Raw genomic sequence first — 25,364 nt, 5'->3', positions numbered from 1 at the left:
ATAAATCAATTTGTCTGAATTTCGAGGCTGACCTTTTGCAAAAGTCATATCGCGTATGCTGTAAAACTTTTCGAGATAAACTTATTTGACCGACTTTTCCGAAATCAAGGTGTATAATCAGAAATTGCCATAAATTATTCACCATAAATCGAAGGAGTTAGTCATGCAAAATTTAGATTTAACCAACCTCGTTCTTGGAGCCTGGCTCTTAGTCGTTGTCATTAGACGCCAACTCGCCCCCAGAATTATTCGTTTCAAGCTAGAATTTTTTATTCTGGTCATTCTGTTGGGAATGGCCTCGATCGGTGATGCCTTTCAGAAACAACATTTGCATATCACCCCGCAACAAGCTCTAATCTTCGGGGGTCTTAGTCTCGCTAGTGCGCTGATTTTTGCCGCGCTACGTGCTTGGTCTTACCATTTTTGGGTCAACGAGGATGGCCTCGTCATGCGGCAAGGTAACTGGTTAACGGTGGTCCTGTGGGTGGTCGGTATTGCCGGTCATCTGGGCGTCGACCGTCTGTGGACGGGTAGCTCAGTGACCCTGCTACTCTACTTGGGGATCACACTGCTCGTTCAACGGGGCTGCGTCTGGCTACTCGCTCGGCGCCAGTATCCGGCACAGATGCGGGCTAATGCGGCCTTACAAGCCGAGAGTCATCATGATCGTCACGAACGCCGGCGAGCACACCGCAACAAATAAAGCTAAATTTTCTAAAACAAAGGAGCTGTGACGGACGTCATGGCTCCTTTAGTGTTGCTAGCGTTACTTTATGCATCCAATGAATATTCATTGTTAAAGCAAATCATGCTGAATCGTTTGGCCTTGGTGTACTTGATTCAAAGATTCCTGTAACCATTTACGATTGGCTGAATTTTCCAGTATATATTGATTCTCGCGCATATTGTGATAAACCTCTGCCGACATGAGCACCGCATTTTGATGATTGTTACGCACGATGATCACGGGTTCAACATCTTCTGTGGCCTTATCCAGATAGTGCTTCAGATTCTTACGAAATTTATGATAGGTGGTAACTTCCATAGCTTGTACACCCCTCCTCATCGTTGAGATAGCCATTCTATTTCTAGCAGTCTCATTATGCAACCATATCTGCGATAGAACAACTATTCTCTACGACCATCCTCCAGACGTAACGGGCAATGTTTTATTTTTCACCCTTAAATCGTGCCGTCAGCTTCTTTTCACTCGCCTTCAACAGGTCCTGTGCATCAATATCGTAAAGGCTACTGAGCACCAAAACCAAGTCCAGCGTATCCGCCAGCTCTTCCTTCAAATTCGCCCGCTTCTCAGCAGTTGTCGCGGTCTTTTCACCGGGATGGTCGCGGCCAATTTCGTTGGTGCGAACTGCGCGCGAGACCTCACCCACTTCTTCCGTGAGAATCGCCACGTGAACAAAGGGCGAATACTGATACCAGTTACGATGTTTATAGAAATCGACGAGCCATTGTTGATGGGCATTGATTGTCAAATTGTCTGTCTCCCTTAATTTATGGATTTGCTAATTGTATTGGTTCCCACGCAATTAATCATTAAAACTTGAGTCCTAGTCAAATGGAAACATAATACCATTTAGCCAGAAATCTTTCCAAAATGGCATTATACTTCCATTTTTCTTCAAAAATCTAAAATAAGGCATTATGATTCCCTTTTCCATGTTAACAGGTCCATTTCATATTCCGAAACCAACTACTCCCCAGTCTCACCCAATCGTTTTAGCCCAGCCGTCAGTAACGCGGCCATCTTTGCTGGCGACTCTGGATGGGGCTTGACCAGCCAAGTGTTCAGCACGTTCCAAAAGCCCCCTACGGCAAAGCTCATGATGTAGCCCGTCTCCACCGTTGACCCGGCTATATGCCAAGGTGCTGGGAAGACCCGATAGATTTCACTCGCTTGCGGCGTTATCTGAGCTAACGTACGGTCGAAGAGCCCCTGAGCAATCAGGCGACTCACCCGCTGACGCTCCTGCCACCAGAACTCAAAGAAATAGGTCAACACATCTTCAAAGACCATATTTTGCGGATCAATGCGTTGCAGGGCCGCCAAGTACCGTTGCCCGACCTCCTGGTTATAATAACCCAACAAAGCATCCTTGTCCTGAAATGCCCGGTAAAAGGTCCGCCGCGACAACTGTGCCCGGTCTGCAATCTCAGTGACCGTAATCGCTGCGTATGGCTGTTCGTCTAACAAATCAAATAGAGCTGCCTCCAACCACGCCTTTGACTGTTCTGCCAGTCTTTCCTGTCCGTTCATGGTGCCTAACCTCCTGTCACAAATCCCCCACATGTGTAGCACTTATCTTTCAGCAACTACTTGAACTTGTAGTGCTCAGTATACGCTGTTAAGGTCAAGGTGTCACAGATGAGACATGCTAACACAGATGTGCCACAAAAGGGGGAGCTCACTATGAACAAGCTAAAGGGTGTTTTACCCGTTTTACTGCTCGGAAACCTGCTATGTATGATGGACGTTTCCATCATGACCATCGTTTTACCCGAAATTCAGTCTGCCTTTGGGGAAAGCCTGACCGAACTATCTTGGGCACTCAACATCTACACGATTATTTTTGCCACATTGATCATTCCATTCGGCCGTCTCGCGGAACGCTTTGGTCAGAATAAATTTGTCTTTACTGGTTTAGTCGTCTTTGGCCTGGGATCACTCTTGACTGGTCTATCACCCAATCTTACCTGGATGCTCGTTGCCCGCGCTATTCAAAGTATTGGGGCTGCTGCCATCATTCCCACCAGTATGGTCATTGGCCTGGACCTAAACAGCCAAGCCAACCGGAATCGAGTCGTTGCCGCATTGGCGGGTGTTCAGGGATTGGCTGTGGCTTTAGGACCGACTGTCGGCGGGATTGTTGCCCAATATTGGGGCTGGCGGTGGGTCTTCTTCATCAATGTACCATTGGTCATTCTAGACCTGATTGTTTTTGGTTTCGTACTGCCTCTGCGACACGAAAAAACAGTTCATGTAAAAATCGATTGGCTCGGCGCCCTGCTCAGTATGGCCTTACTTTTCAGCCTGTCACTGGGCCTGATCAAGGGGAACACTTGGGGCTGGCAGTCTACGACCATCGTGAGCCTGTTTACGCTGACCACAATCAGTTTCATCGCGTTTCTAGCCTGGGAACGGTATACCGCCCACCCTATGGTCGACCTGCAGCTCTTTCGGAGTCGTAACTTTAATGGTGCCAGCCTCGCGCTAGTTCTCTGCAATTTCTTTCTGGGTGGGCTGGCAGTGCTTCTACCAACCTTTCTCACCCGTGTTCACGGCACCAGCGAGCTCACAGCGGCTCTGTTGATGACACCCTATTCTGTCACGGTTATGGTGACGGTTATCCTAACGTCGCTGGTGATCCGTCACGTCAACAACAAGCTGATTGTCGCCAGTGGTTTTCTGCTGATGGGTATCAGCTATGTCCTCCTTGGCCGCATACCACTGGGTAGCAACTATCGACAACTGATTATCGCCGATATTCTGTTGGGTTTAGGCTACGGCTTAGTCGCAGCCACAGCGAACATTCTCGCCGTAGCCGATTTTCATGGCGCCCGTTTGACCAGCTCGCAAAGTGTGGCCAACGTCCTACGGCAAGTGGGGATGGTCTTGGCAATTGCCGTCTTTACCACGCTACTCACCAGCAATGTGACCCATGCGAAGCGCGAAACACTGGCCGTCGCCCACACCCAAGTCAGTCGATTGGCCAATGTGACGGCAACGCAACAACATCGTCTCAATCAAAAACTGCAACGGCGGCTCAATCCAAATAGCACGGCCGTCACGTCCACTAAGACGAAGTTCAAGCCTACGACCATCACGGTTTCTACGGCTGCTCGGCAGCAAAAAGCTCATCGGATTTACCAACAACAACTGCTAAGTATTGCCACGGCAAAAGCAGTTCCAGTGACGCTCATTCCACTGTCCGCAAAGCAGCAGTTGCAACGCTCCATCACCATCGCGGTCAACCGTAAGATTACCCAACGCGTTCACCAACTTAACCGCGAATTGACTGAATTGACGCAACGCATTCACCAATCACTAAAGCATCACTTGAATCACGCCTTTCTCAATGTCTTTGGCGTATTGAGTTGGCTACCATTTGCGGCAATCTTGATGGTACCCGTGTTTAAATTTCGACACGATCACTAAAGCAGGCAAAATTAGGGATGAACGATCATAATCAGTTACCCGCGAGCTGGCTTCTTCACCACCAACGCAAACGTCAGGGGAATTTTCGGCGCATCGGCCGGCAGTTCAAACCAACCGTCGCGCTGCACCAGATTTGGTAACGCTGGCCACTCCGTCCGTGGATATTCACCGAGAAATTCGAGAGTTAATCCCGCCGTCAGGAGGGCTGTGGTGATTTCTTGAAAGTCATGATTCCAGTTGTGATTTGTCGTGTGTTGCACGCGATGGGCCGAGTGGTCAGTGTATGAGCCATCCTGTTCGTAGGTCAGCGTGCCATCGTTGAAGTAATCAGAGTGAACGACCATCGACTCGAAGTCTAAGGCATTTAGGAAGGGGTGATCATCACGGATTATAAACGTGCCGCCGGCCTTCAGCAACGTCGCAATCGACTGAGCCCAGTCTGTCAGATTCGGCAGCCACGTAATCGTCCCCATGCTGGTGACCACGACGTCGAATTTCCGTTGAATCCGCTGACTGGCAAAGCGGGCATCGCCCTGCACGTATGTAATGTCCGCCTGTGCGCGTTGTGCAATTTCTCTGGCATACGTCAGGGACTGTGGTGAAAAGTCCAAACCCGTGACGTGGGTAGCGCCGAGGCGTTGCCAGGATAACGTATCCGTTCCAATGTGACACTGCAGGTGGAGCAAGTCACAACCTTTAATCGTGTTATCAGGTAGCCATTGCCGCAGAATGGCATAGTCATGCTGAACGGTCACCGTTGTTTCGTCTGGGGTTGCCACCAAGTGATCAACGTCATAAAAGTCCGAAGTCATGTGGGCCTTAGCGCGATCGTTCCAATTGGCTTGATTGTCTCGCAATTCATTTTGATAATCTGAATGCGTCATCTCTATTTGCCTCCTCAACTAATTTGTTGTTATCATACCACGCTAATAGTGTGTCAGCGACACCCGTCGTCTACTTTCTCAGTCGAGATACCTCAACCTGTACACCGAGACCGCGAAAGAATGTGATGTTTCTTTGCCGAAGAACTTACGAATTTACTAAAGGGCCAAAGAAACCTTAAAACCCCCGGCAATTTCCCCACAGACGCGTCATTCTGCGGTAATCTAAGAACATGTTGAATGACACGTTGAAATGGTTAGCATCTTTTGGAGGTGATTCGATGCGCTGGGAACCCTTATTAATTATCTTACTCATGGCCTGCTTGAGCGGTCTGCTCATCGTCACGACCACGCACAAACATCGGTGGTTCGCCCTGCTAACTCTAGCCTACTTAACCGGCTTAGCAGCAATCCTATTCACACCGATTTCCTTCTCTGGCACCGGCGTCTACATTATGCCCGTGGGCTTCGGCCGCGTGAACTTAACGCAATTAGACGTCTTTAATCTCGGCTTTGCAGAAAATATTCTCTTGACCCTGCCACTTGGTCTCCTGCTAAAGTGGCTTGCCCCGAAGATTTCCATCTGGGGCGTCGGCGCATTCGGTCTCTTCACTGGCAGCAGCATCGAAACCATTCAGTATATCCTCTCACAGCACTGGCTGATCAATCGGAGTAGCGACATCAACGATGTGCTTGCCAATGCTATCGGTATCGTGATCGGTGGCGTCCTGGTCGCCATCTATTACCGCGTTCGCATTGGTCACCGCAACCGACAACGTCAGCAGCGCGCAGTTGCTTAATATCAAATTTAAAGCCAAGTCCGATTCGGTTAGTACCGAATCAGGACTTGGCTTTTTGCTTGGCAAATGATGTCCCTACTTACTACTAATGTAATTTTCGGGAAATCTGTCTCATGTTTTTAAAAAATCGATTTAATGGCGTAATTATATATTGGTTATATTTTTACATTGAGAACCTAATTCATCGATCAATGTTTTCCACGTATCAGTTAATTCACAGCAATTACTAATCCTGTCATCAAATGAATGGTTTGGCACCACTATCCCAAAATACAGATTACTCTTCATGCATCCATTCATCAAAATTCGGTGACTTTGTCGCATCGTACTTGCCAGCCTCATCGAAATCAACGCGCTCAATTGGAATTCCCGCAACTAAGTCTTGCCAATCAAGAGCAGATGGTAGCTTTTCAAGACATAATTCCCCTTTGGCGTCTAGTGAAGCCTGCAAATAATCACCACTCGAAAGTCCCATCTTTTCTCTGAACGTAGCCGGTATCACGACTCGGCCTTTACTGGACATCTTTATAGTTTTAGTGTCATTGTTGAGATTCATGATAGGTCTCCTATTCTTTCAATCATACTTATCAATAATTCTAAAAAATCACGCCATCCATTCAGACAGCGTGATCTACTCATTTACTCATTCATTGACGATGAGGTCGCCTTGGTCTTACGAAAGACGAACCATTTGCTGAAGAAGTAGTTTGCCAAGACAACAATGACTTGGTCAACCAACTTAGTCAGCATTTCATTTTGCGATAATAAGGATACCCCGATCCACATGATGCCTTCATCCATAATCAGCGTTGCCGCTCTGACGGAGAAGAACGTGATAATCTCGCGCCATAGGGCTTCAAACGTGGTGAAGTGGGAATGGAAGACCCATACCCGGTTGGTCACGTACGCAAACAGCACGGAAATAAACCACGCCATCGCCGTTGCAATCTGGTAGTTCCAGCCCCACATTGTCGCGGTCACAAAGAAGACGACCAGGTTGACCAATGTCGTGAGTCCCCCGAAAAATAGGTATGCAATGACACTCTTATACTTGTCATAGAGTTGTAGTAGTTGCTTCATAAGTATCCTCCCCGAAATGGCGCCTCGTCAATCCTTGTTATAACTGAAAAAGTCGGGAGACACAAGGCAAATCCCCGATTCAATAGAAAAAGTTAAAGGTTCACGTACTGACCATACATTCTCTAGGGACTAGTTTGTCAGTATCGTGGGTTTAGCAAGTGGAATTGTTGTGGGTTGGTTTGGTGTAGGCATAAGTTAAAGTAATTTATTTAATCTTGTCCATTTCAACCCACCCCAACTAAAAACACCATCCCAGTTTCTCAACCGAAATGGTGCTCGTTTACTTTAAAGGTTTAAACGTTTTTGAATTAGATTAACCATCTGGCTCTTAAACAGCGCGTAAAGCAACACGACTTGAATCGGTGTCATGATTACCTGCTTTAAAAGTCGTACCGGGAACAAGCCCCAGAATGGCGTCTTATACATGATCGCCACCCACAGCGTGTTCAGAAACGCGTTAACCACCACTGAGATAATCACCTGTGCGATGATCAACCGTGGCCAGCTCACCGGCTTACCGTACAGGAACAAGGCGTAGATCAGGGAACCCAACACCGCCGAGATCGTAAACCCGATAAAGAACGGGCCACCCGACATCAGCGTGCCAATAACGTCAACCACCGCCGCCGTCATCATCCCCCACCAGGGGCCAAATAAACGGGCAACCAGTGCCGCGACCAGGAACGTGAAGCTAAACTTCAGGAATGCTGGTCCCACCGAAAAACTCTTGATCACCAATTGTAACGCCATCAATAGGCCCATCGTGACCAAACTCAACGTGCTCAGCTTAGGTAGCCGAGTCTCTACAGTCATCTTCAATTCAGACATCTCCTAAGGGAGTTGCCACATCGCTGCGGCCAATGCGGAAATAAAATCGCGGGCCAATTGCCCTTCGTCCGGTGTTCACATTGCGTTCCACCAGCACTTGACGCTTTATTTCCTACTCCGTAAATTTAATTACAGCGACTAGCTTACCATAACCGCATAGAAGATGCACGCGTTAAGCGCGATCGAAATCTTTTAACCAGGCTAAGGCCAAGGCCTTTTCCCCCAGATGAGTGCCGATGACCGGGCCAAAGTACGACCGTTCCACCGGAATCTCGGGATACTGCGTGGCAATCTTGTTGGCCCAGGATTGGCCACCCTCGGGATCGTTAGCGTCTAAGACCAACGCCCGTAACGGATAGTCGACCTTGGATTGGGCCTCGACGAAGAGGTCTTCCACGCGGGCTAACGCCTTCTTACGTGAACGAACTTTCTCGAAAGCCACGATCTCGTGGGTGTCATCGTCAAACGTCAACAATGGCTTGATGCGTAAGACGCTCCCGATAAACCCAGATGCATTGGACAACCGTCCACCACGCACCAAGTTTTGCAGGTCATCAACCACGAAGTATTCGCCGATTGTTGACCGTAAGTCGTCGAGCCGGGCGATGATCTCGTCCGGTTTGGCACCCTTTGCGGCCATTCGTGAAGCTTCGATGGCTAAGTAACCCATTAATTTAACGGTAATTTGTGAATCATATGGAATGACCTTGATGTTTTCAATCGTTGGGGCCAACGCCTTTAACTGGTTAACGAACCCAGAAATCGTGCTGGCTAAATGAATGCTGATAACCGCATCGTACCCCTCGTCGGCCAACTGATCATATAAATTGATCATTTCGCCTAATGGCGGTTGGGACGTGCTGGGGAACGACTTGGAATTTCGTAATCGCTCGTAAAATTCGCTCGTGGTAATATCAACATCTTCATCATAGGAGCGACCATCAATGATCACCGGAATAGGGACGACGTGAATGTGATACCGCTCGACCTCTTCTGCGGACAAATAGCTGGTACTATCGGTGACCACAGCAATCTTCATGTTTGTACACCTACTTTATCTTTCGTTTAGGACTCATTTACCCCACAATTAAGCCGCACCGTTAATCACAACTCAGCGAGCAAGATCAACCAGTACGGCCAGCGGAATACTTTAAAAATGAGATGTCCACTGGGGTCAAAATTAAGTTTCAAAAACTAGAATACCATAATTTCGCCGAGACGACTAGGATTTACCTGTCGCTGACCGTGGAATCGTGAGAAAAATTATTAGACCAATGACAAACAGAATCGACAGCGATGCCGCCCCAATGCGGGATTGCCCCGTCATTTGAGTGACGACCCCGACTAAAACGGGACCCAGTACCGCTGAAAACTTTCCTAAAATGTTATAGAAACCAAAGAACTCACTCGACCGTTCCTTGGGGACTAACCGACCGAAGTAGGATCGTGACAAAGCTTGAATCCCCCCCTGACTCGTCCCGACTAAGACTGCCAAAATCCAGAAGTCCAGCGTCGATTTCAAATTCAAGGCATCCACACAGATCACCAGGTAAACAATAATGGCAATTAAGATCCCGGTTCGCGTGCTGGTCTTGCCGGCCAACCACCCATAGAAGATGGAAAACGGAAAGGCTACCAGCTGGACGACCAGCAGCACCATGATCAGCGTGGTACTGTTGATGCCGATATCCAGGCCGATGGAGGTCGCCATGGTAAAGATGGTATCAACCCCATCGATATAACAGAAGTAAGCAATTAGGAACCAGGCTAAGTATTTGTGTTGCCGCAGGTGAATGATGGTCTGCCAGACGCGATGCCAGCTCTGCTTCAGTGGCGCTGACGTGACGTCTAAGGCGTGGCGCTGGTGCACGTTACGCTGGAACGGGATGAAGAAGACAATCCACCACACGGCCGCTAAGGCAAAGCCCCAGCGTGCGACGGCCAGACTCGACAGCTGACCAAAGCCATTGGTGAACTCGAGGACCATGAAGATCAGAAAGGCAATCACGCCCCCTAGATAGCCAAAACCGTAGCCCACGCTGGACAACCGGTCCATTTGCTGGTCATCACTGACATCGGTCAGAAAGCTATCATAGAAGAGATTCCCACCCGAATAGCCTAGAATCGACAGGATGTAGATAAACAGTAGCCACTGCCACTGCGAGGATGGCAACAGGGCTAGTCCCACCGTCATCACCATCCCCAGACTGGCGAACCCGGTCAGCAGGCGTTTCTTGAATCCCCGGTAATCGGCTAAGGCTCCCAGGAAAGGTGCCAGAATAGCCACGAGCAACGTCCCAAAACTATTGGCATAGCCCCAGTAGGCCGTAGCATTTGCCGCCGCGACCCCACTGCTTTCGGCAACCCCTTTGAAGTAAATCGGTAGAACCGCCGTGGTCACAATGATGCCGTAGCCGGAGTTGGCCCAGTCGTAGAAGACCCAGCTCCATTGCTCTTTAGTTAACTTCATCGTGGCCCTCCTTAAATGCCGCGGTCAAAGCTTGACCCGGTAAGTCTTCAGGGAACTGCACGTTCAGAAGTTTTGCAAAGGTTGGCGCCTCATCGATCAGTCGCGCCTCATCGATGATTTGATTGGGTTTAATTGCCGGTCCATTCAGAACCAACGTCGTAAAGTAGTCCGGCTTATCTGGATCATAACCGTGAACCCCGTGATAGCGGTCTGGTTGCCCGAGACTCTCCGGGTCAACCGCCTCTACCACGTCAGGACGACCGGTCTCATCCGTAAAGTAATACCCGGCTTCCGCTTCTACCATGAAACGACAGTACGGGTCCGCTCCACGTTTGGCCGCAACTTGACCGTCAATCACCTTAGCAACGCCGGGAGTCTCCTCAAGCAGTTGCTGCAGGTGCTTGCTGTCCGCAAAATTACGGGTGTACACGTAAGTACTCCCATCACAGGACTTCGCCCACACGTGCCAGTCGTTCTTGACCGTCCCGTTAGCCATGGGCGTCAACCATCCACGCTTAGCGAAGGCCTGATTCAAGTGAATCATGTGATCCACGTTGATCTGGTAGTGATCCCCCAGAATGGCGAAATTTGTGGCCGAGAAGGTTCCGGCCGCAATCGTCGCATCGATCAGCTTACCGACTCGAGCATCTAGACGTTTCAGAGCCGCCATCGCCTCGTCCGACCGCACCCCATAGCGGTGACGCATGCTATCCATGTCGACCAGATGAATCAGGGTTAACATGGGTTTCTTATGGATCAGCGTATCGACCGCACAGGCCGTGATAAAGTCATCCAGCTCGGGCTGTTGAATGCCCCGCCGCAAATGACCATAGCGTTGATTCATCCGTAGCAGGAAGGCCGGACTGCTGGCCTTTAATGAAACCAGGACTTGGTTCGTCCAGATTCGGTTGGGAAAAATTTCTGCCAGGTTATAAGTAATTTTACTTCCGGCCGTGACTGGCCACAGAAAGGCCGCCGTCTTCTCGTGCTTTTGCCGCACAAGGTCGTACAGCGTCGGCACCTTCACGTCACGTTGATACCAGTACCAATCTGGCGACTGGCGCTGCGGCTGCATCTTGGTATTGTTGACAATCCCATGGACTGCCGGATACTGCCCGGTAATAATCGTGGTATGCGAGGGATAAGTCAATGTGGGATAAATACCCCGCACCTTTCTGACCCGGGTTCCCGTGACGACCAGACGCCGCAGGTTGGGCAGCTCCTCTAAGTGTTCATCTAAGTCCCGACTCCCCATTGCATCTAAAGAAATCACAACTAGTCTTTGCTGAATAATCATTCACTCCTTATGCTTAAACGCCCTCAAGGTTCCTTGACGGTGCGTTGCCGGTCCATACTCTTATCGAGCCGGTTCAATAATATTTGTAATAAATTGCGTTCATCGGTTGACCAATGTTCAAAAACATCATCGGATAAGGTCTCGAATGCCGTGTTGATTGTCGCGGCAGTTTCCGTACCGTTATCTGTTATTGTATATACCAATTGTCGTTTGTCTCGCCCAATGGCTTTCTTGGTGACCATATCTTTGGCAACCAGGCCCTTCAGTTGACGACTCAAAGTCGAGGTATCCAACTTGGTTTGTTGGGCAAGAATTTCTTGGGTATTTTCGCCGCCGCCTATGTGGTCGAGTAACTGCCACTCGGAAACGGTCAGGTGATGCTGCTTGGTCATCCGTTGCAGCAACGTTTGTTGCACTTTATTGATGGCCATTAACGCGGCTAGACTGGATTTCATTTTGCCCTCACTCCTTTGCTTGTATTGTACAACGATTTGCTTGCTAATCACAAGTCAATTTGATGACGATTTCGTCTTAAAATTATTGGAATTCTAAGGGGTCTTCTTTGCACTTCACCCGTCCGCCAGTTATACTTAAAGTTGCGGCAATTTTGGGAGTGCGTCCGTGCTTAATTCCAAGTAACCTACAATCTACCTCACGACCGATCTATCGCTATTATCCGTTATGTTTATTCAGCCGTGAGCCAGCACAGTCAGCTTTCTGACCACTATAAATCTCTTTTAAAAATAAATTTTTCACTAGAAAGGTGTTGTTTCCATGTCATTTGACGGATCCTTTACCCACGCAATGGTTCAGGAACTCAGCCAAAATCTGACGACTGGCCGGGTTAGTAAGATTAACCAACCTTACGATAACGAAGTCGTCCTGACGATTCGCACCAACGGCCATAATTACCCTATTCTTCTCTCGGCTAATCCAACCTACGCGCGAATTCAAGTGACGCAGATTCCTTACGTCAATCCCCCCGTCCCCACGAACTTCACGATGATCCTTCGAAAGTACCTGCAAGGGGCCATTGTCAAGGGGATCACCCAGGCCGCTAACGACCGGGTCGTCCACCTCCACTTTACGTCTCGCAATGAATTGGGTGATCAACAAGAGTTACTCCTAATCATCGAGATCATGGCCCGGCACAGTAACGTCATCCTCGTTGACAGTGCCAGCGGTAAAATTCTGGACGCCATCAAGCACGTCGGCTCCGATCAGAACCGTTACCGGTTACTACTCCCGGGTGCGCAATACATCAATCCACCAAAACAGGATCTTGATAATCCCTTCGATGGTCCCCGAGCCGATCTCGCTCAAACTTTACGAGACTTCCCCAATGAGGACGTTCTCGCCCAAACTTTACAACATCAATACCAGGGACTGGGCAAAGACACGGTAGCCGCCCTGTCAACGGCACTACACGAACCTGGCGATGCCGCCCAACACTTCCGCGACTTCTTTGCGCGTTTCGACAATCCACAGCCAACGCTGACCATCTCGCCCAAGGGCAAGACCAGTTTTACCGCCTTCCCCTACCCGACGACCGGTATGCAACAGACCTCCGAGAGCCTGTCTGAACTGCTGGATGCCTATTATCAGGATAAGGCCGAACGGGACCGTGTTCAGCAACAAGGGAGTGTTTTGATTCGTGTCGTCCGTAATGAACTCAAAAAGAACCGTAACAAGCTTAAGAAGTTACAGCGAACGTTAGCCGAGACGGAAAACGCCGATGACTACCGGATCAAGGGTGAAATTCTCACGACTTATCTCAATCAAGTCGAGCGTGGCCAAACCGAGGTTTCCCTGCCCAACTTTTACGACGAGAATAAACCACTGAAGATCAAGCTCAGTAATCAACTCTCGCCGAATCAAAACGCCCAGAAGTATTTCAAACGGTATCAAAAGGCCAAGAACGCCGTGATCTACGTTAACGAACAGCTTAAGATTACCCAAGCTGACGTGGATTACTTCTCGAATATCATGGCGCAGATCGAACTGGCCGCCCCTAAGGACCTGGTCGACATCCGTTTGGAACTTCAACAGGGTGGCTACCTCCGCGATCACGATCATCAGAAGAAGAACAAGAAACAAAAACGGCAAAAGGTCAGCAAGCCAGATCGTTTCACTGCCAGCGATGGGACCAAGATCTCCGTTGGGAAGAACAACCTGCAAAACGATCAACTCAGCCTGCACACGGCCAAGCGGACCGACATTTGGTTGCACGTGAAGGACATGCCGGGCTCTCACGTCATTATTCACGATGACGACCCGAGCGAGGCTACCATCATGGAAGCCGCCAACCTGGCCGCCTACTTCTCCAAGGGTCGGGCTTCGAGCAACGTTCCCGTGGATTACCTACCCGTCAAGCGTTTGCACAAGCCTAACGGGGCTAAACCCGGTTACGTGATTTTTACCGGTCAACGGACGGTCTACGTCACGCCTGAAAGTGCTTTAGTTGAAAAATTAGCAGATAATTAGCTTAATTGCACTATACAAACAATCTCCAAATAAAAAGTACGCCATCAATTAACGTTGATGGCGTACTTTTTGCTAGTTACAACTTACTTTTTAATCCCGAAGAATACCGTTTGTTAAATCGTCCGATTAATAATCTTGTCGAGCTGTTCGGTATCACTTAAATTGCTCAAGGTTAAGGCTTCGCTCGACCCAAAGGCAATCGTGGCCCCCATTTCCTGATCGGTCGTTCCCGGCCGGTTCAGAACGTGAAGTTGCTGGAATGGGAAGACGGCGTTCATCAAGGCGACTCGTTTACTGTTAAGGTCGATCTTAATGGCAGCCAATTCCTTCTCGTCCAGCGTCCCAATGTGTTGTCGGGTGAGCATTCGTACCCAGTTGACGCCGGTGACTTTACTCAAAAAAGCCATCTCCGTCAGACGCGTTGGCCGAATGCCAACGACCGTCAATTGTTGACTGTCCTTGCTCTTCGGTGCAAAGAGGACCTGCACCATCCCCGTCAACTGATGCTCGCTAACGGCTTCTTTGGCTTGTTCGACCAACTTCAGTCGATCAGCTTTGGCCCGTTCAGCAGGCATCCGAAAGGCGGTGACCTGGGCGATATCCTGATTCATCCCCGGGGCAATCATGTCCATGACCCCCACCGCAATCTTGTGTTGCTCGTGGACGAACAGACTCACACTGATGGTCGCTGTCTTCGGTTGCGCCTTACTGCTCTCTTGATCTGGGGGTAGAACATGCAGATTCAAGTCCAGCTTACCCAGCTCACGTGTCAGGTAATGCCGATTCCCCGGAACGATGACAATGTCGGGGTGCTCGACATTGATTACGTTGAGCACATCACCCAATTGGATGGGATCGACGTACTGCTTATCCGTGAACTCAGGGGCAATTCCAATGGCATTCGGGTTGGTATTCATCAGAATCGTATGGTATCCTGCCCGCTTCAGCTGCTTAAGCATCTCAGTTGTGAAATACTCGGCCGCCGTATTGGGCCCCAACTGATTACCACCACGTCCTAAGACTAATGCAGTCCGGTCGCCTAACGGTTCGCTTTCATTCTCATACTCAAAGGTACTGTAATAGCCACTGGCGTGTTCATCGAACTCACCAGCCGTGGGCTCGATCATCTTGTAGGTTGGCTTGATCTCCGCTTCGGCAGACAACCGGCGAATAGTTGCTGTATCCGTCTGCCAGATACGGGCAATCATCCCATCCCCAAAACCGTAGTAACGTCCCATTTTGAGAGTCTCCACATCCAAGGGATTTCCCTTGATTTGTTTCTCGATTTTTAATAAATGTTGGAGTTTGACGAAGTAGAAGACATCGATCTTGGTCAGTTCACTCAGTTCATCCGGAGTGTACCCGCGCCGAAGTGCTTCAATCAACACAAGAATCCGATTAGCCAATGGATGAATCAATTGACTGATCATTTCCCCATCGGTTAGATTACTGACACTGGGTAACACATCTCGAGGTGAAAACTGCGAACTCCGCACGGACTTTAACATGGCCTCTTCGACCGAGCGTCCCACACCAACTGTTGACCCGACCGCTTTCATGACGGTGTCTAGGTGTTGATCAGCATCGGGCACCTCCTGGAAAGGCCAGATTGGGATGCGCACGCTGACGTGGTCGATGGTGGGTTCCATGATAGCGGTCTGCTTAACAAAGCGGCTCGGCAACTTAATGTCGACGAGTCGTTGACCGATCAGCAGAGCTCCCGTGACCAGAGCCAGTGGATAACCAGTCGTCCGTGCCGCCAAGGCCACTCCCCGCGTAAAGTATGGGGCGATCTTGGTCACGTAGAAATGCTGGTTGTCCGGATTCAAGGCAAAGTGGATGTGAATGACACCCACGATTCCCAGCTCGGTTGCTATCCGAAAGGTCGCATCTCGTAAATCCTGATACTCACGGTCGTTCAGTGTCTGTGGTGGTGTCACCACGATAGAATCCCCGGAGTGAATCCCGACCGTGTCAATATTTTCAAGTCCCGTGATCATGACCTTGGTATCGGCCACATCCCGGATCGCCACCATTTCAATTTCCTTGTAACCCACGACACTGCGTTCCAACGTACACTGGTCAAACCGTGACTGGGCGAACCCTTGATTCAGGGCGTCCAGCATGTCGTCAACGTTTTCACAGATCGTTCGGTTGGTATCCAAGCGCGGTGCCACCGGCTTCACAATCAAAGGGAAGCCAATCGATTCAACCAGGCCCAACGCTTCGTCTTCCGTCGACACGACCTGAGCCTCGATGACCGGTTCATGAATTTCCTTGAGCGTGTCATTGAGGGCAGCCGGATTGTTGATCTGTCGCAGCGTTGCGGCCGGCATCCCCAGAATGGTGACACCAAACCGCCCAATGTCGCCATTTTCAACGAGTTCCTGAGCGATTCGAATCCCCAGTAGACCACCCAACGTTGGTAAGATGGCGTCTGGCTGGTCGCGCTCAATGATGTGACGCACGTTAGCGGTCGTGACCGCCTGAACGTACATGTTGGTTGGCTGGATTTCTTCCAGCGCCACGGAGAACGGATTATTGTCGATTACCAGTGTTCGAACACCGTGCTTCTTGAAACCCGTGATGATCTGGACGGTGGCGCTGTCGAGCTCGGTCTCGTGACCAATTTCCGTCGGACCACTCCCAATGATCAAAACTTTTTGTAAGTCATCCAAGTTCTGCAAGCTTTATCCCTCCCGCCGTGCTGTCATGGCTTCCATGAATTCGTCGAACAGGTCTCGACTCTCGTGAGGACCCGGTGCACCATCCGCAAAGAATTGCACGGAGAATGCTGGGTAGTCACGATGTCGCAGTCCCTGAACGGTGCCATTGATCAGGTCCACGTAAGTCGTGATCAGCCGGTCACGGTCAATCGTCTTGGCGCTAACGGCGTATCCCTGACCCTGCGTGGCGTAAATAATATCATTCGTAATGATCCGCCGAATGGGATGGCTACTCCCATGATACTCGACGGGCAGTGCCTCTAATTTGGCCCCATTTGCCAGTGCAAAGAGCTCGTGGCCCAAGCCGATAGCGAATAACGGAATCTCCGCTTGGACGGCTCTAATCATCTCTAAGACCCCTTCACCGAGGTCTAAGGGAGATCCTGGTCCCGTCGACAGGAGAACCCCATCCGGATCCAAGTTCAACACGTCCTGGGCGCTCGCCGTCCACGGCAGAACCGTGACGTTACACCGGCGCTCAGACAGCTGCCGTAAGATCCCGTGTTTCAGACCAAAGTCGATCACGACCACGTTCTTACCGGTATCCGGGTTGGGATACGGCTTGGGCGTGGCAACCTGATCGACCTGGCGATTCGTCAGCACCGTGGCGTTGAGTTGATCAAAGGCGTGAGCATCTGCGACGTCCACAATGCTCCCCTTGACCGGTCCATCCATCTTACGTAGCTTACGAATCAGGTGGCGGGTATCAATGCCACTGATGCCCGGAATGTTGTGTTGTTGTAAAAATTCATCGAGCGACAGCCGGGACAGTCGGTTGGTCGAGATGTTCGTGACATCGCGGACCACCATCCCCTTAGCCGTGGGTAGGATCGACTCGTAACTATCGTGGTTGATCCCTACGTTACCAATGGCCGGCTGCGCAAAAATGATGATTTGGTTGTGATAAATTTGATCGGTGATTGTTTCCTGATAGCCTAAGAGATTCAAGTTGGAAATGACTTCGCCACTCGTTGTCGCGCCGGCACCAAATCCTTCACCAGCGTAGGCCGAGCCGTCTTCTAAAATCAAATAGCGTTTTGCCATGCTAAATCGGCCCCTTCGTCAAGTCTATGCCTGTTGGATTTCCACGGCGTCGCGGTCGTCGATCTCACTGACAGAGACTTTGATCCGTTCACGCTGGGAGCTAGGAATATTTTTGCCCACAAAGTCGGCGCGAATTGGGAGCTCGCGGTGACCGCGATCAACCAAGACGGCTAAGTTAATGGACTTAGGCCGACCGAGATCCATGACGGCGCTCATTGCGGCCCGAATGGTGCGACCCGTATACAGGACGTCATCCACCAGGATCACTTTTTTGCCGGCGACTGAAAAGTTGATGTTCGCTGCAGATACCGTGGGATCGGTTGCGGCGTCGTGTTCAATATCGTCGCGATACGACGTGATGTCGAGGTCTCCGACCGGTACCGTCACGTTCTCCAGTTGTTGTAAGCGGCTGGCAATTCGTCGTGCTAAATACACGCCGCGCGTCTTGATGCCTAGAATAACGAGGTCATCGACACCCTTGTTTCTTTCAATAATTTCATATGTGATTCGGGTCAGGGCCCGTTGCATTGCCATTGCGTCCACAACTACCTTTGCCATCTTAAATTCCTCCTTAAAGTTTCACGCGTTCATGTGCAGGAAACGGGCAGATCTCTTCGGTAAAATGGTGAAGAAACCCGCCCGCCTAGCTACCGGCAAACCCGCTTATCTCGTATGTTTAGTTTAAAAAGCTTAGATTACTTTGTCAACCGGTAAACCGGCTTCGTGCCGCAGCTTATTAACGACTGCCATGAAGTGCGCTGGAACGGGTGCCGTAAAGTCTAACTGCTCACCCGTCGTCGGGTGGACAAACCCCAATTCACGGGCATGTAGGAACTGCCCTTCACCCTTGAGCGTCTTCTTGGGCCCGTACAACGGATCGCCAGCCACGGGATGGTTAATGTAAGCCATGTGGACCCGAATCTGATGGGTTCGCCCGGTCTCCAAGCGACAGGAAATCAGCGTATAGTTCCCGTAGCGTTCTAGCACGCGGAAATGGGTCACGGCAGGTCGACCATCGGCCACGACCGCCTGTTTCTTACGATCTTTAGGTGCCCGGCCAAGTGGCGCGCGAATCACGCCCTCTTCTTCCTTGAAGCTCCCGTGCACGATGGCGACGTACTCCCGCAGGTTGGTCTTGGCTTGTAACTGTGCAGAGAGGCTCTGGTGCGCGTGGTCATTCTTGGCCACCATCAGTAGACCTGACGTATCCTTATCAATGCGGTGCACAATCCCCGGCCGCAACGTCCCATTGATGCTGGACAGCGGGCTGTGGTATAACAGCGCATTGACTAACGTGTGATTGGGATGCCCCGGTGCGGGATGAACGACCATCCCCTGCGGCTTGTTCACGACGATGACGTCATCGTCCTCGTAAACGATATCCAGCGGAATATTTTCCGGAGTGACATCGAGTGGCTGTGGGTCGGGCAATTCAATGTGAATCGTGGCTCCCACGGCCGGTTTGTCCTTTGGTTTGGCCGGTTGGCCGTCTACCGTGATCTGTCCCGCTTCGATAGCCCCTTTGGCCTGTGAACGAGAAATTGTGGTTACGGTCTCGGCAACAAGCTTATCCAGCCGTGCCGTTTCCGTTACTGTAAATTCATGTGTTTGCATTAATGTGCCTCCCGACGATCGGCGAGAAAGACCCCGATCGCAATAAATATCACACCGACCGTTAAACAACTGTCGGCAAAGTTAAAGATTGGAAAATTAATAAAGTCGAGTTGGAACATGTCGACGACGTAGCCCTGTGTGAGCCGATCGATGAAGTTCCCGATGGTCCCAGCCATCATTAGGGCAAGCCCTAATTCCTCCGGCCAATGTTCACCGCGATTGCGGTACTGCCAGAAAAAGTAGCCCATGACGCCCAACGCCACAATGGCGATGACGGTAAAGAACCACATTTGGCCCTGTAAGATACTCCAGGCGGCCCCATCGTTGCGCAAGTGGGTCAACGATACCAGCCCGGGGATGAAGCTTTGTTCGCCACCGAGGGGGATGTTGGCCACCACGGCGTATTTGATCCACTGGTCGATTCCGACCAGCAGAATAATTAAGATGGTATCAGCAATCAGCATAACTTCTGGAGCACCTTTCCTATAAGTCGTTGTTGAAAATTATACCAGAAAAAGCCGGCCTCTGACGGTTTGTGCGAAATAAAAATTGGAGAACCATTTCATGGGGGTTGGGGATTCAGGGGCAACAGGATTATGGCTGGGGTGTGATGGTGGGTGAACGCGTGTCTAGCTTGGCGTTTAGCCGGAGTTTGGCCGATTGATCATCTCCTCAATTAATTGCGGATTAAAACGAAAACTACAGCTATTTTGAAAATTTATGAGACTAAAATTGTAAAAATTACATTAGTCATAAGTAGAGCGTGCAAAAAAAGATGACGATTGCTCATCACCTTAATCATGTCATATTCTTCTAACTATCCTCAAAAATTCTGCAATGAAGTAGCCTCAGTTTTCCTTCTCGTCATCAGCTAACCAGTGACTAAGTTCTTTACGTGAGCTAACCTTTTTAAATTTTCCATCCGCAATCTCTTGTTGAACAACTTGGCTGAGTTTTTCCTCTGGGCTTATCCGAGGCAACTCAAACGGCATCCTTTTATTGGCGACAACCTGTTCATAGAATGACGTTAACGCCGAAGTAGGCGTCATACCAATATCCTTAAAGACTTGCTCTGCCTGTTTAACTAACACTTTGTCAAGATTGGCTTGAACACACTTCATCTCATGCATCTTACCCGGCATCTTATCCACCCTTTCATGGCACCTCACTTTAACACCGACCGAGAGACAATTCTAAGTATTTAGCTTAGCTGATTCATGTTAAACACGGTTATAAAAAGGCAGTCACCACCACTGATGACCACCTTCCCGGGAAAACTGACTATTGTTGAATGAGGTAAATAATGCCTTCCCCTGGATCAATGCCTTCCAGCGTATCATTTAACCCCGTGACACTACCACCAACGGACCACCCTTTGAAGCTCTTCCTAGTTGCCGCATCGTATCCCTGAGCAGTCAGGGCTTGGTCAATCGACTTCATGCTAGCCGGATTTTTGCTGTAAAAATCGATATACTTCATCTTCTTGAATGACATGTATCTGGAGATCACCTGACTCATGCCTTCTTGGCTACGCAGTTCGTTAACGTCAGCGGAATCATCAATCGTTTCAAAAGAGTTTGCCGCATCCGTTAATTTTGAATTGTATGTAGACTTAGGAAACATGGTCCGAATCATAGTTTCGCTATCAACAGTTGCATCATCTGTGACCTGCGTCTTCGGCGCTTTGCCATTTCTAGCCTTCAGGTAACCACGCCAGATCCACCCCTGCAAGGATCCATCCGCGCTCTTCACGTGATAGTAAATAGCATTGTGGCCCGCGTACTTTTTATACAACATTTCATGGGCATCCGTGTACCACGTCACCTTCGCTGTCGTCTTATTGTTGCCGTAACGAATGCTGAGGTGTTTCGAGAACCGTGAACCGGTCGTTGCCGTGTAAGCATGCCGTTTCATGGCCTTCCGCCAAACTAACCGTACCGAACTGGCACGCGAAGCCGAATACTGGCTACTTGCAGAAGCCGTCATACTGACAACACTTGAAAGGCCAATGCCAACACCGATAATCGTCATGATTTGAATCACTTTTTTCATACTAAATTCCTCCCACTATTAGCTAGTTTAGCACTGACGCACCGACTGTCAAAGTTCACATTAATTGCGCGACGATATAAAAAACGGCCAACCTCTACAGGCTGACCGTTCACAAAATAGTTTTAATAATCGAATTCAGATGGTCTAGAACAGCCCCGTAATCTTCCCATCAGCGTCAATATCCATATCCAACGCCGCCGGATGCTTCGGCAACCCCGGCATCGTCAAGACGTTCCCCGTCAAGGCGACCACGAAGCCGGCACCCAACCGTGGTGCGAACTCGCGGACGTGAATCGTAAAGTCCGTGGGCGCACCGAGTTGATGGGCGTCGTCGGTGAGTGAATACTGCGTCTTGGCCATGCAGACGGGCAGCTTGTCCCAACCATGCTTGGCAAAAGTCTTCAGCTGGCGGGCAGCCTTGGTCGACAGTTCAACTTTGGCCCCACCGTAGATTTTCTGCGTAATCGCCGTCATCTGGGTGACCAAGTCAGCGTGTTCTGGCGTCAAGCGGGTAAAATGGCTGGGTTGTTGCGTTGCCGCAACGACCTTGTCAGCCAGGTCTAAGGCGCCGGCACCACCATCGGCCCAGACGGTTGTCGTTGCAACGGGCACGTTCAGCGCTTCGATGTCGGCCGTCAGTGCGGCAATTTCAGCATCGGTATCGCTGGTGAAGCGGTTGATGGCCACGACCACCGGCACGCCGTACTGCTGCATGCTGGCAATGTGCCGTTTCAGATTAACGCTCCCAGTTTGAAGAGCTGCTACGTCTTCCGTTTCCAAGTCAGCGCGCTTAACGCCACCATTGTACTTCAGCGCCCGGACAGTGGCCACAATGACCACGGCGTCCGGCGTCTTGCCGAGCACCGGTGTCTTAATGTCCATGAACTTCTCACCACCAAGATCGGCCCCGAAGCCGGCTTCGGTCACGGCGTAATCACCGAGTTGCAGCGCAGTCTGCGTCGCCAGGACGGAGTTACACCCGTGCGCGATGTTGGCAAATGGCCCCCCATGGATAATGGCAGGGTTGTGTTCCAACGTCTGGACCAGGTTAGGCTTGATGGCATCCTTCAGTAACAGGGTGATCGCCCCGCCGACCTTCAGATCACCAACCGTGACCGGCTCCTTGTCTTCGTTATAACCAATCAGGATCCGGTTGACCCGGCGCTTCAAGTCGCTGAGGTCTTCACTCAAGCACAAGACTGCCATCAGCTCACTGGCAACCGTGATATCAAAGCCGTCTTGGCGAGGGACCCCAGACGTGCGGCCACCGAGCCCGATGACCGTTTGCCGCAGCTCACGGTCGTTGATGTCCAGTACCCGTTTCCACACAATGCGTCGGGGATCGAGCCGCAACTCGTTGCCCTGTTGAATGTGATTGTCGATCAACGCTGCCAACGTGTCGTGCGCTTCGGTCAGCGCGTGAAAGTCACCCGTAAAATGCAGGTTGATGTCTTCCATCGGCACCACCTGGGCGTAGCCCCCACCGGTCGCACCACCCTTGAGTCCCATGACGGGGCCCATTGAGGGTTCACGCAGTGCCAACACGGTCTTGTGACCGGCACGGTTCATGGCATCCCCCAGACCAACGACCACGGTCGATTTACCTTCCCCAGCTGGGGTGGGATTGATCGACGTAACCAAGACGAGTTTCCCCGTTTGGTGATCGCCGGCCAGTGGCAGGTTGATCTTAGCCTTAGTGTGACCGTAGGGTTCAATTTGGTCGGGCGTTAACCCTACCTTTGCCGCAATTTTTTCGATAGGTTCTAACGGCGTTTCCTGTGAAATTTCAATGTCGCTCACTTGATTTCCTCCTTCACTGTTCCCGGCATGGCGGCTTGAATCAGCGCAGCCAATTCAATAGCCGAGTTACGGGGCAGTAAAAATTGATAGATTTTACCCTGGGCAACGATCCCCATCCGATAACGTGAGACGCGGACCGCGCTGACGTGGGCCAGCGGAATGACCAGGTGGTGATGGTTCAAGACGGTGCTGACCGTCAAGACACCATTAGCCATGGTGATATTACGATAGTGAACCTCCGCCCAACACAAAATGGCAAAAGCCACGAAGAAGCCGAGCGTCCACCAGTTAAAGTGGGTCACTTCCAGCCAGAAGATAGCCCCAACCATCAGGACCATCAGCGTCCAACTCCAGTTAATAATGCTGCTAACGGGGTTGGGTTGATACAAAAATCGCCGTTCTTGGGTTATCATAATTTACAACACCTCACAAAAAGATTGGAGTGATTCTGTGTTTTCTTTGTATACCGATGCCGCGACGCAACCACAAAGCGGCCTGAGTGCTGGGGGTATTCTGATCATTCACGACCACGAACAGACCCAACTCAAGAGCCGCTTGACTGCCACCAACAACCACGCCGCCGAATTTGAAATCGCCCGTTTGGGATTTCAACGACTGGCAGAGATTGCCGGGGACGCTTGCGCAACGACTACCGTTTTATTCTATACCGATAGCCAGATTGTTAGCGATAGTTTACAGAAACATTATGCAAAACATTACCAAAGTCTCGTGGATGCCCTCCTAGCCGCTCAAGCACCCTTTCAGTTGGTGCTGACGCAATGGGTCCCTGAGAAGCAGAATCAGGGCGCGCACACGCTGGCTAATCAAGCCCTTCACTCCGCGGAGGAGGCCAAATAAGTCGTCAGTGGCTTCTCGTACTGGCTCCAGTCCGGTGTCCCGCCATACAGTGCGGAACCGGCAAGGAACTTCCCAATCTGGGGACCGGTCGTCAAACCCGATGAGCCTAACCCGGACGCCACCAGGAAGTCCTCGTGTTCCGGAACCAGACCAAAGAACGGGGCGAAGTCGCTGGTGTAGGCCCGCGTACCGACCCGGACACCGGTGAGACTATCCGCCGTAACGCTCTTGACCAGCCGCTGGGCACTACCCAACAGGTCGGCTGTCACTTCAGGATTGACGCTGATGTCGAATTTACCATCATTCTCATGCGTGGCTCCAACAATCAGCTTCCCGTGACCAAATGGCACAAAGTCCCGTTCGCCTTCAGGCATCACAACGGGCATGTGTTCTTGCAAAGGATAATCCTTGACGGCTAGCTCGATCAGTTGGCCCTTTTGTGGCCGGATATCGGCGTTCACACCCAGTGGTGCGACCAGTTCCTTGAGCCAGGCCCCAACGGCTAAGATAACCCGGTCAAATTGGCGTGCACCCAGTGACGTGATGACCTGTCCCTGAGCATTAAGCTTGACGCGTTCGTGACTGATTTTCAGGTTTCGTTTGCTAGCACTCGCCAGCAGGCCCTCAACCAAGGCGCCACCATCGACCCGTGCACCCCCGGTAATCAGAACGCCGGGTTGTGGTGCCGTCAGTAGCGGCACTTGATCCTGAACTTCTTGAGCCGTCAACGTGGTCACATCTCCCATCGTTGCAGCGGTCTTGCGCCGATCCTGGGCCAATGCAAACAGGGTTTCCAGGTCAGCTTCATCCTCACGCGTCACGATGGTTCCAGTCTGTTGATAGACATCGGTGCCCAACTGCGCATCGTGGATCAATTCGGGATAGAGGTCGGCACCAGCCTTGGCCAGGCGATACCACTGTTGATTCCGGCGCTTGGAGAGCCACGGTGAGATGATGCCCGCTGCGGCCTTCGACGCCTGGCCCACGCCGTCATCAAACAACGTGACCTTGATCTTTTCACTACCTGGTAATTTACTCAAATAATAAGCCGCGGTGGCACCAACGATACCGCCACCGACGATGGCAATTCTCTTTTGCATGCAAATTGACCTCCTAATCAAGTCACTACTTAACTAGTTTTCATTTTAGCATAACTTGCGGCAGATAACGCTTAGTTAATCTACGATTGTAGGGTTGTATTCGGGGGCTAACTAGGCTACATAGCCTTTGGCGCGACGTTCAATCATCGTAGTGGC

26 protein-coding genes and 1 riboswitch are annotated in these 25,364 nt (G+C 50.7%); of the genes, 5 read left to right on the top strand and 21 right to left on the bottom strand.

What is annotated here, in order from left to right; genetic code table 11:
- Positions 1-163: 163 nt before the first annotated feature.
- On the top strand, positions 164-703 hold the full coding sequence (locus tag EKM73_RS04255; RefSeq protein WP_125700746.1) for a hypothetical protein: 540 nt from the start codon (positions 164-166) through the stop codon (positions 701-703).
- A 93-nt stretch (positions 704-796) separates the two neighbouring features.
- Here EKM73_RS04255 and EKM73_RS04250 read toward each other — a convergent pair whose 3' ends face one another.
- The 3 genes from EKM73_RS04250 to EKM73_RS04240 all read right to left on the bottom strand — a co-directional run bounded on the left by EKM73_RS04250 (position 797) and on the right by EKM73_RS04240 (position 2,275).
- Entirely contained in the window at positions 797-1,045 is a 249-nt protein-coding gene (locus EKM73_RS04250; RefSeq protein ID WP_164508857.1) for a type II toxin-antitoxin system Phd/YefM family antitoxin, read from the bottom strand.
- Positions 1,046-1,169: 124 nt separating this feature from the next.
- Positions 1,170-1,493, bottom strand: a complete 324-nt coding sequence (locus EKM73_RS04245) for a MazG nucleotide pyrophosphohydrolase domain-containing protein (protein ID WP_125700744.1) — start codon at positions 1,491-1,493, stop codon at positions 1,170-1,172.
- A gap of 218 nt (positions 1,494-1,711) precedes the next feature.
- Positions 1,712-2,275 (bottom strand): TetR/AcrR family transcriptional regulator, encoded by a 564-nt coding sequence (locus EKM73_RS04240; protein ID WP_164508856.1) that lies wholly within the window; start codon positions 2,273-2,275, stop codon positions 1,712-1,714.
- Positions 2,276-2,428: 153 nt separating this feature from the next.
- Here EKM73_RS04240 and EKM73_RS04235 point away from each other — a divergent pair, with 153 nt between their 5' ends.
- The gene (locus EKM73_RS04235; protein WP_125700742.1) at positions 2,429-4,174 is read left to right on the top strand and encodes an MFS transporter; all 1,746 of its coding nucleotides are present in this window, start codon (positions 2,429-2,431) and stop codon (positions 4,172-4,174) included.
- 35 nt (positions 4,175-4,209) lie between these two features.
- On the opposite strand, the gene EKM73_RS04230 is transcribed toward EKM73_RS04235, so the two are convergent.
- Positions 4,210-5,058, bottom strand: coding sequence for a class I SAM-dependent methyltransferase (locus EKM73_RS04230; RefSeq protein ID WP_125700741.1), 849 nt, complete (start codon positions 5,056-5,058; stop codon positions 4,210-4,212).
- Between the two features lie 278 nt (positions 5,059-5,336).
- On the opposite strand from EKM73_RS04230, the gene EKM73_RS04225 reads away from it, so the two are divergent.
- A complete protein-coding gene (locus EKM73_RS04225; protein WP_125700740.1) occupies positions 5,337-5,855 on the top strand; it encodes a VanZ family protein in 519 nt (172 codons plus the stop codon).
- 277 nt (positions 5,856-6,132) lie between these two features.
- Here the strand turns inward: EKM73_RS04225 and EKM73_RS04220 are convergent, their stop codons facing one another.
- The 7 genes from EKM73_RS04220 to EKM73_RS04190 all read right to left on the bottom strand — a co-directional run bounded on the left by EKM73_RS04220 (position 6,133) and on the right by EKM73_RS04190 (position 11,985).
- Positions 6,133-6,411, bottom strand: a complete 279-nt coding sequence (locus EKM73_RS04220; RefSeq protein ID WP_225421276.1) for an AbrB/MazE/SpoVT family DNA-binding domain-containing protein — start codon at positions 6,409-6,411, stop codon at positions 6,133-6,135.
- An 83-nt stretch (positions 6,412-6,494) separates the two neighbouring features.
- Positions 6,495-6,935, bottom strand: a complete 441-nt coding sequence (locus EKM73_RS04215) for a GtrA family protein (RefSeq protein ID WP_125700739.1) — start codon at positions 6,933-6,935, stop codon at positions 6,495-6,497.
- Between the two features lie 285 nt (positions 6,936-7,220).
- On the bottom strand, positions 7,221-7,748 hold the full coding sequence (locus tag EKM73_RS04210; protein WP_225421282.1) for a folate family ECF transporter S component: 528 nt from the start codon (positions 7,746-7,748) through the stop codon (positions 7,221-7,223).
- A 39-nt stretch (positions 7,749-7,787) separates the two neighbouring features.
- Positions 7,788-7,885, bottom strand: a riboswitch (THF riboswitch).
- Positions 7,886-7,935: 50 nt separating this feature from the next.
- On the bottom strand, positions 7,936-8,802 hold the full coding sequence (locus EKM73_RS04205) for a DegV family protein (RefSeq protein WP_125700737.1): 867 nt from the start codon (positions 8,800-8,802) through the stop codon (positions 7,936-7,938).
- A gap of 183 nt (positions 8,803-8,985) precedes the next feature.
- Positions 8,986-10,233: an MFS transporter gene (locus EKM73_RS04200; protein ID WP_125700736.1), complete on the bottom strand. Its 1,248-nt coding sequence runs from the start codon at positions 10,231-10,233 to the stop codon at positions 8,986-8,988.
- Positions 10,220-11,530 (bottom strand): alkaline phosphatase family protein, encoded by a 1,311-nt coding sequence (locus EKM73_RS04195; protein ID WP_125700735.1) that lies wholly within the window; start codon positions 11,528-11,530, stop codon positions 10,220-10,222. The genes EKM73_RS04200 and EKM73_RS04195 overlap by 14 nt, the downstream gene beginning before the upstream one ends.
- 23 nt (positions 11,531-11,553) lie before the next feature.
- Positions 11,554-11,985 carry a MarR family winged helix-turn-helix transcriptional regulator gene (locus tag EKM73_RS04190; protein ID WP_020089299.1) on the bottom strand — a complete coding sequence of 144 codons (432 nt, stop codon included), beginning with the start codon at positions 11,983-11,985 and terminating at the stop codon, positions 11,554-11,556.
- A gap of 319 nt (positions 11,986-12,304) precedes the next feature.
- Here EKM73_RS04190 and EKM73_RS04185 point away from each other — a divergent pair, with 319 nt between their 5' ends.
- On the top strand, positions 12,305-14,014 hold the full coding sequence (locus EKM73_RS04185) for an NFACT RNA binding domain-containing protein (RefSeq protein ID WP_125700734.1): 1,710 nt from the start codon (positions 12,305-12,307) through the stop codon (positions 14,012-14,014).
- Between the two features lie 113 nt (positions 14,015-14,127).
- Here EKM73_RS04185 and EKM73_RS04180 read toward each other — a convergent pair whose 3' ends face one another.
- From EKM73_RS04180 to EKM73_RS04140, 9 genes are all read right to left on the bottom strand, one after another.
- Positions 14,128-16,701: a carbamoyl phosphate synthase preATP-grasp domain-containing protein gene (locus tag EKM73_RS04180; protein WP_125700733.1), complete on the bottom strand. Its 2,574-nt coding sequence runs from the start codon at positions 16,699-16,701 to the stop codon at positions 14,128-14,130.
- Between the two features lie 3 nt (positions 16,702-16,704).
- Positions 16,705-17,784 carry a carbamoyl phosphate synthase small subunit gene (locus EKM73_RS04175; RefSeq protein WP_125700732.1) on the bottom strand — a complete coding sequence of 360 codons (1,080 nt, stop codon included), beginning with the start codon at positions 17,782-17,784 and terminating at the stop codon, positions 16,705-16,707.
- Between the two features lie 24 nt (positions 17,785-17,808).
- Positions 17,809-18,342: a bifunctional pyr operon transcriptional regulator/uracil phosphoribosyltransferase PyrR gene (gene pyrR / locus EKM73_RS04170; RefSeq protein WP_020089295.1), complete on the bottom strand. Its 534-nt coding sequence runs from the start codon at positions 18,340-18,342 to the stop codon at positions 17,809-17,811.
- A 132-nt stretch (positions 18,343-18,474) separates the two neighbouring features.
- Positions 18,475-19,398 (bottom strand): RluA family pseudouridine synthase, encoded by a 924-nt coding sequence (locus EKM73_RS04165; protein WP_125700731.1) that lies wholly within the window; start codon positions 19,396-19,398, stop codon positions 18,475-18,477.
- Positions 19,398-19,862 carry a signal peptidase II gene (gene lspA, locus EKM73_RS04160; protein ID WP_125700730.1) on the bottom strand — a complete coding sequence of 155 codons (465 nt, stop codon included), beginning with the start codon at positions 19,860-19,862 and terminating at the stop codon, positions 19,398-19,400. Before lspA ends, EKM73_RS04165 begins: the two co-directional genes overlap by 1 nt.
- A gap of 384 nt (positions 19,863-20,246) precedes the next feature.
- On the bottom strand, positions 20,247-20,540 hold the full coding sequence (locus EKM73_RS04155; RefSeq protein ID WP_225421280.1) for a type II toxin-antitoxin system RelB/DinJ family antitoxin: 294 nt from the start codon (positions 20,538-20,540) through the stop codon (positions 20,247-20,249).
- 139 nt (positions 20,541-20,679) lie between these two features.
- Positions 20,680-21,450 carry a hypothetical protein gene (locus EKM73_RS04150; RefSeq protein WP_125700728.1) on the bottom strand — a complete coding sequence of 257 codons (771 nt, stop codon included), beginning with the start codon at positions 21,448-21,450 and terminating at the stop codon, positions 20,680-20,682.
- Between the two features lie 144 nt (positions 21,451-21,594).
- Positions 21,595-23,250, bottom strand: a complete 1,656-nt coding sequence (locus EKM73_RS04145; protein ID WP_125700727.1) for a formate--tetrahydrofolate ligase — start codon at positions 23,248-23,250, stop codon at positions 21,595-21,597.
- Positions 23,247-23,663: an EbsA family protein gene (locus EKM73_RS04140; RefSeq protein WP_125700726.1), complete on the bottom strand. Its 417-nt coding sequence runs from the start codon at positions 23,661-23,663 to the stop codon at positions 23,247-23,249. The genes EKM73_RS04145 and EKM73_RS04140 overlap by 4 nt, the downstream gene beginning before the upstream one ends.
- A 37-nt stretch (positions 23,664-23,700) precedes the next feature.
- Here EKM73_RS04140 and EKM73_RS04135 point away from each other — a divergent pair, with 37 nt between their 5' ends.
- On the top strand, positions 23,701-24,108 hold the full coding sequence (locus tag EKM73_RS04135) for a ribonuclease HI family protein (protein ID WP_125700725.1): 408 nt from the start codon (positions 23,701-23,703) through the stop codon (positions 24,106-24,108).
- Here the strand turns inward: EKM73_RS04135 and EKM73_RS04130 are convergent.
- Positions 24,084-25,208: an NAD(P)/FAD-dependent oxidoreductase gene (locus EKM73_RS04130; RefSeq protein WP_125700724.1), complete on the bottom strand. Its 1,125-nt coding sequence runs from the start codon at positions 25,206-25,208 to the stop codon at positions 24,084-24,086. The genes EKM73_RS04135 and EKM73_RS04130 overlap by 25 nt on opposite strands.
- Between the last annotated feature and the right edge of the window lie 156 nt (positions 25,209-25,364).

This window comes from Levilactobacillus fuyuanensis, assembly GCF_003946395.1.
Classification (GTDB): Bacteria; Bacillota; Bacilli; order Lactobacillales; family Lactobacillaceae; genus Levilactobacillus; species Levilactobacillus fuyuanensis.
The sequence above is the reverse complement of the archived record's forward strand: the minus strand, read 5'-3'. Positions and strand labels throughout refer to the sequence as shown.

Coding starts and splice junctions, on each gene's coding strand:
- EKM73_RS04255 (WP_125700746.1), top strand. CDS start 164: ATGCAAAATTTAGATTTAACCAACCTCGTTCTTGGAGCCTGGCTCTTA.
- EKM73_RS04210 (WP_225421282.1), bottom strand. CDS start 7,748: ATGACTGTAGAGACTCGGCTACCTAAGCTGAGCACGTTGAGTTTGGTC.
- lspA (WP_125700730.1), bottom strand. CDS start 19,862: ATGCTGATTGCTGATACCATCTTAATTATTCTGCTGGTCGGAATCGAC.
- EKM73_RS04130 (WP_125700724.1), bottom strand. CDS start 25,208: ATGCAAAAGAGAATTGCCATCGTCGGTGGCGGTATCGTTGGTGCCACC.
- EKM73_RS04220 (WP_225421276.1), bottom strand. CDS start 6,411: ATGAATCTCAACAATGACACTAAAACTATAAAGATGTCCAGTAAAGGC.
- EKM73_RS04140 (WP_125700726.1), bottom strand. CDS start 23,663: ATGATAACCCAAGAACGGCGATTTTTGTATCAACCCAACCCCGTTAGC.
- EKM73_RS04175 (WP_125700732.1), bottom strand. CDS start 17,784: ATGGCAAAACGCTATTTGATTTTAGAAGACGGCTCGGCCTACGCTGGT.
- pyrR (WP_020089295.1), bottom strand. CDS start 18,342: ATGGCAAAGGTAGTTGTGGACGCAATGGCAATGCAACGGGCCCTGACC.
- EKM73_RS04205 (WP_125700737.1), bottom strand. CDS start 8,802: ATGAAGATTGCTGTGGTCACCGATAGTACCAGCTATTTGTCCGCAGAA.
- EKM73_RS04200 (WP_125700736.1), bottom strand. CDS start 10,233: ATGAAGTTAACTAAAGAGCAATGGAGCTGGGTCTTCTACGACTGGGCC.
- EKM73_RS04195 (WP_125700735.1), bottom strand. CDS start 11,530: ATGATTATTCAGCAAAGACTAGTTGTGATTTCTTTAGATGCAATGGGG.
- EKM73_RS04225 (WP_125700740.1), top strand. CDS start 5,337: ATGCGCTGGGAACCCTTATTAATTATCTTACTCATGGCCTGCTTGAGC.
- EKM73_RS04240 (WP_164508856.1), bottom strand. CDS start 2,275: ATGAACGGACAGGAAAGACTGGCAGAACAGTCAAAGGCGTGGTTGGAG.
- EKM73_RS04150 (WP_125700728.1), bottom strand. CDS start 21,450: ATGAAAAAAGTGATTCAAATCATGACGATTATCGGTGTTGGCATTGGC.
- EKM73_RS04165 (WP_125700731.1), bottom strand. CDS start 19,398: ATGCAAACACATGAATTTACAGTAACGGAAACGGCACGGCTGGATAAG.
- EKM73_RS04155 (WP_225421280.1), bottom strand. CDS start 20,540: ATGCCGGGTAAGATGCATGAGATGAAGTGTGTTCAAGCCAATCTTGAC.
- EKM73_RS04215 (WP_125700739.1), bottom strand. CDS start 6,935: ATGAAGCAACTACTACAACTCTATGACAAGTATAAGAGTGTCATTGCA.
- EKM73_RS04185 (WP_125700734.1), top strand. CDS start 12,305: ATGTCATTTGACGGATCCTTTACCCACGCAATGGTTCAGGAACTCAGC.
- EKM73_RS04230 (WP_125700741.1), bottom strand. CDS start 5,058: ATGACGCATTCAGATTATCAAAATGAATTGCGAGACAATCAAGCCAAT.
- EKM73_RS04190 (WP_020089299.1), bottom strand. CDS start 11,985: ATGAAATCCAGTCTAGCCGCGTTAATGGCCATCAATAAAGTGCAACAA.
- EKM73_RS04235 (WP_125700742.1), top strand. CDS start 2,429: ATGAACAAGCTAAAGGGTGTTTTACCCGTTTTACTGCTCGGAAACCTG.
- EKM73_RS04250 (WP_164508857.1), bottom strand. CDS start 1,045: ATGGAAGTTACCACCTATCATAAATTTCGTAAGAATCTGAAGCACTAT.